Origin of the sequence: Streptomyces sp. WG5 (genome assembly GCF_049974565.1) — a bacterium.
Lineage (GTDB): Bacteria > Actinomycetota > Actinomycetes > Streptomycetales > Streptomycetaceae > Streptomyces.
This window is the reverse complement of the sequence record NZ_JBNGGC010000078.1, coordinates 1-5,457: the sequence shown is the minus strand read 5'-3', so window position 1 is coordinate 5,457 and position 5,457 is coordinate 1. Positions and strand designations below refer to the sequence as shown.

2 protein-coding genes are annotated in these 5,457 nt (G+C 74.1%); both read left to right on the top strand.

The window, feature by feature from the left end; translation table 11 throughout:
* Nucleotides 1-5,132: SDR family NAD(P)-dependent oxidoreductase (locus ACP4IX_RS35805; RefSeq protein ID WP_426558768.1), on the top strand; the 5,132-nt coding region annotated here is incomplete at its 5' end.
* 137 nt (nucleotides 5,133-5,269) lie between these two features.
* Nucleotides 5,270-5,457: polyketide synthase docking domain-containing protein (locus tag ACP4IX_RS35800; protein ID WP_426558766.1), on the top strand; the 188-nt coding region annotated here is incomplete at its 3' end.

Here is a 5,457-nt window from a genome sequence, read left to right as displayed (position 1 = left end):
TCTCCTCCTTCGGCATCAGCGGCACCAACGCCCACATCATCCTCGCCGAACCCCCCACCCCACCCACCACGTCCGGAGCCGGACCGAGGGACGACGCGTCCACCCCCTTGTGGGTGCTGTCCGGCCGTACCGCACCGGCGCTGCGCGCCCAGGCCACGGCACTCGTCGACGCGCTGGACCCGCTCGATGACGTGTCCGCCCGTGACCTCGGCCGCGCCCTGGCCACCACCCGTACCGCCCTGGAGCACCGCGCGGCCGTCACCGCCGAGGACCGCGCCGAGGCCGTCGCGGCGCTGGCCGCGCTCGGCCGCGGCGAACCGCACCCCGCCCTGGCTCTCGGCACGGCACGCCCCGACGACGGCCTCGCCTACCTCTTCACCGGGCAGGGCAGCCAACGCGTCGGCATGGGACGTGAGCTGTACGAGCACGAGCCGGTCTTCGCCGCCGCCCTCGACGCGGTGTGCGGCGAACTCGACGCCTGCCGCGGCTCCGTGCCCGGCACACCGCCGATCCGGGAGGTGATGTTCCACGACGCCGAGGCCCTCGACCGGACCGAGAACACGCAGAGCGCCCTCTTCGCCCTCCAGGTGGCGCTGTTCCGCCTGCTGGAGCACCGGGGCCTGGCGCCGGACGCCGTACTCGGCCACTCCATCGGCGAGTTCGCCGCCGCACACGTCGCCGGGATCCTCACCCTGCCCGACGCCTGTGCCCTGGTCACCGCCCGCGGTCGGCTCATGCAGGCGCTGCCGCCCGGCGGCGCGATGACGGCCGTCCAGGCGTCGCAGGACGAGGTCCGCGCGCTGCTGGAAGGCCGCGAGCACGAGGTGAGCATCGCCGCCGTCAACGGCCCCTCGGCCGTCGTGGTCTCCGGCGACGTCGAAGCCGTCGAGCAGGTCGCCGCCACGTTCGCCACCGCCGGCCGCAAGACGCGCCGACTCGTCGTCAGCCACGCCTTCCACTCGCACCGCATGGACGGGATGCTCGACGCGTTCGCCGCCGTCACCGCGGAGATCCGGTACGCGGAGCCGCGCATCGCCATGGTGTCCACCGTCACCGGCCGGCCGGTCGACGTCACCGCCGACTACTGGGTCCGGCAAGTGCGCCGGGAAGTACGGATGTCCGACGGTCTGGCCGCACTCCACGACCTCGGGATCCGTACCTTCCTCGAACTCGGCCCGGACGGTGTGCTGTCGGCACTGGGCCGGGACTGCCTGGACGACGACGCACTGGCGTTCGTCCCGGTGCTGCGCCGCGGCCGGCCCGAGCGCCGTACCCTGGCCGGCGCACTCGGCGCCCTGCACGTCCGCGGCCGAAGCCCGGACTGGCACGCCGTGTTCGGCCCGGGGCGGACGCCCGGGCTGCCCACGTACGCCTTCCAGCGGGAGCGCTACTGGCTGACCGCGCACGGCACCGAAGGACCGGCCGGCCACCCGCTGCTCGGCCCCGCCGTCGAACTCGCCGAATCCGGACAGGTCGCGCTGACCGCCCGGCTCAGCCGCCGCAACCACCCCTGGCTCGCCGACCACGCCGTCCTCGGCTCCGTCCTGCTGCCCGGCACCGCCTTCCTCGAACTCGCCGCCCGCGCGGGCTCGCAGACCGGTACTCCACACGTCGCCGAACTCACCCTGGTCGCCCCCCTGGCGCTCCCCGAGGAGGGCCGCACCGAGGTGCAGGTCGTCGTGGCCGCACCCGGCGACGACGGTCGGCGCACGCTGACCGTGCACGCCCGCGCCGAGACGCCGGACGGCACCACCGAGCCATGGACCCTGCACGCCACCGGCGCCCTCGCCCCGCACGGCACAGCCTCCACGACCGCCGCGGGCCGGCCCGCCACCGAGGCCGAGGCCCTCCCCATGGACGGCTGCTACGACGAACTGGCCGCCGCGGGCTACGCCTACGGCCCGGCCTTCCGGGGCCTGCGTGCCAGGTGGCGGCACGGCGCGGACCTGCACGCCGAGGTCGCTCTGCCGCCGTCCGTCACCGACGCCGCGTCCTACGGGCTGCACCCGGCGCTGCTCGACGCGGCCCTGCACCCGATCGTCATGGCCGCGCTGGACGACGGCGGCCGCCGCCTGCTGCCCTTCTCCTGGCGCGGCGTGACCGTCCACCGGCCCGGCGCCCGTACCGCCCGTGCCCGGATCACCACCACCGGCCCGGACGCGGTGTCGTTGACGCTGCTGGACGAGTCCCGGGCGGTGATCGCCGAGGTCGAGGAGCTGGTGCTGCGCCCGGTGAGCGACGACGTGGCCGTCCCGCGGTCCCTCCACCACCTGGTCTGGAAACCGGTCACGGCGGACCGGGAACCGTCCCCGTCGGCCGCCGTCCTCGGCTCCGCCGACCTGGACGTCGGCCCTCGGTACGCCGACCTCACGGCCCTGGGTCACGCACTCGACGCGGGACTTCCCGCCCCGGCGGTGGTCTTCGCGCCGCTCGCGGACCCCGCGGACGGTGCGACGGCCGGCCCCCGGCCCACCGTGCACCGCGCGCTCGCTCTGCTCCAGGCGTGGCTGGCCGACGACCGGCTCGCCGACTCCCGGCTGGTGCTCGTCACGCGGGCAGCCGTGGCCACGGCACCGGACGCCGACGTGGATCCCGACGGCGCGGCCGTATGGGGTCTGGCACGCTCGGCGCAGACCGAGAACCCCGGGCGGATCGGTCTGCTGGACGTGGAGTCGGCGGCCGACTGCCGTGGCGCGCTGCCGCTGATCGGCACGGAGCCGCAGCTCGCGGTACGGGACGGGGCGTCACTGGTGCCCCGGCTCGGCCGGGCGACGGCCGACGGTGCCCTGGTCCCCCCTGCCGGGGTGGCCGCCTGGCGGCTGACGGTGCGCGACCGCGGCACCCTGGACCACCTGGCGCTCGAACCCTGCCCGGAAGCCCTGGCCCCGCTGGCCGACGGCGAGATACGCATCGCGGTGCGCGCCGCGGGCGTCAATTTCCGTGACGTACTGAACACCCTCGGTCTCTACCCCGGCGACCCCGGTCTGCTCGGCCTCGAAGGGGCCGGTGTGGTCACCGAGGTGGGTCCCGGCGTCACCGGTCTCGGCGTCGGCGACCGCGTCATGGGCCTGTTCTCCGGGGCGTTCGGCCCGGTGGCCGTCGCCGACCAGCGACGGGTCGCCGCCATCCCCGACGACTGGACGTACGCTCAGGCGGCGTCCGCGCCCATCGTGTTCCTGACCGCCTACCACGCCCTGGTCGGCCTCGCCGGCCTGAGCGCGGGCGAGCGTGTCCTGATCCACGCCGCCGCGGGCGGCGTCGGTATGGCCGCCGTCCAGCTGGCGCGGCATCTGGGGGCGGACGTCTACGGAACGGCGGGACCCGGCAAATGGGACGCTCTGCGTGCCCACGGCCTGGGCGGGGCGAACCTGGCGTCGTCGCGCACCCTGGACTTCGAGACCGCGTTCGGCGCGGCCACCGAAGGCCGCGGCATGGACGTGGTGCTGAACTCCCTCTCCGGTGAGTTCGTGGACGCCTCCCTGAGGCTGCTGCCGCGCGGGGGTCGCTTCGTGGAGATGGGCAAGACCGATCTGCGCGCCCCCGAGCAGGTCGCGGCGGACCACCCCGGAGTGGACTACCACTTCTTCGACCTGCTCCAGGAGCCGGCCGAGCGGATCACCGAACTGCTCACGGCTGTCCTGCGGCTGCTGTCCACGGGAGCGCTGACCCCGCTGCCGCTCAGCACCTGGGACGTCCGCCGGGCACCGGAGGCCTTCCGCCACGTCAGCCAGGCCCGGCACATCGGCAAGGTCGTGCTCACCCTGCCCGCCGCCCTCGACCCGGACGGTACGGTCCTGGTCACCGGCGCCACCGGTGCCCTCGGCGGACTGGTCGCACGGCACCTGGTCGCCGAGCACGGGGCCCGCCGTCTGCTGCTGGTCAGCCGTCGCGGCCCCGACGCGCCGGGCGCCACGGAACTGGCGGCGGAGCTCACCCGGTCGGGCGCCGAGGTCTCCCTCGCCGCCTGCGACACCGCCGACCGCGACGCGCTCGCACGGCTGCTGACCGACGTGCGGCTCACCGCCGTCGTCCATGCCGCAGGGGTGCTCGACGACGGCGTCATCACCGCGCTCACCCCCGAACGCCTCGACACGGTGCTCGCCGCCAAGGCCACCGCGGCCCGTAACCTGCACGAGCTCACCGCGGACCAGGACCTCGCGGCCTTCGTCCTCTTCTCCTCCGTCATGGGTGTCATCGGTGGCGCCGGTCAGGGCAACTACGCCGCCGCCAACGCCTATCTGGACGCTCTGGCCCAGCATCGCAAGGCGCGACGCCTCCCCGCGCTCTCCCTGGCCTGGGGGATGTGGGCGGGCACCGCGGGAGGACCGGGCGCCGCCGGAATGGCGGGCTCCCTGTCCAGCGCCGACCAGGGACGGATCGCCAGGACCGGCCTCTCCCCCATCGACCGGGCGGAGGGCCTGGCCCTGCTCGACGCGGCGTTGCGCACGGACGCCGCCATGCTCGTGCCCGCGCCCTTCGACCGTGCCGCGCTCGGCGCGTTGGGGCCTCACGTGCCCACCGTGCTCCAGGACCTGGCTCCGGCCGCGCCGCGACCGGAGCAGGCGCCGGCCACGGCCGCGGACTCGACGACCGAGACCTTGCGTGACCGGCTCGCCGCACTGGGCGCGGACGAGCAGAAGGAACTGCTGCTGGATCTGGTCCGCGTGCAGACCGCGGTCGTACTCGGCAGGTCCTCGGCGGCCGGCATTCCCGCCGACCGGCCTTTCAAGGACATGGGCTACGACTCGCTCACTCTCGTGGAACTACGCAACAGGCTGCAGACCAGCGTCGATCTGCGGCTCCCCGCCACCCTCCTCTTCAACTGCCCGACCCCACTGGCGGTCGTGGCCCATCTGCACACCGAGCTGGCACCGGCCGTCGCGGAGTCCGCGGGACCCGCCGATGCGCGGACCGTACCGGGTCTGGTCGAACTCGACCGGCTGGAGACGGCCCTGGCCGAGCTGCCGGATGACACCCAGGACGAGGTCAGAGCCGAAATCGTCCAACGACTCCAGACACTGGTGGCCCGTGTGCCGGCTCAACGGACCGGTACCGACGACAACGATCTGACCTCACGGGTCGAGTCGGCGTCGGTCGACGAACTCCTCGCGTTCATCGACTCCGAACTCTGACCGCACGTCCGCATCCCCCTGACCCTCACCCTGATCATCCTGTTCGCGCATGCGGCACGCTCGGGCACGTCTCACGGGCAGTCGTGCCCCGGGCCGCACACGCACAGCCTCACGACGCCTACGGGGGCATCATCACCATGGCAACACCGGACAACGACAAGCTCGTCGAATACCTCAAGCGCCTCACCGTCGACCTCCACCAGTCCCGTCAGCGGGTCCGTGAACTGGAGTCGGGCGCCAACGATCCGATCGTGATCGTCGGTATGGGGTGCCGTTTCCCCGGTGGGGTGGACTCGCCGGAGGCGCTGTGGCGGGTCGTCGCCGA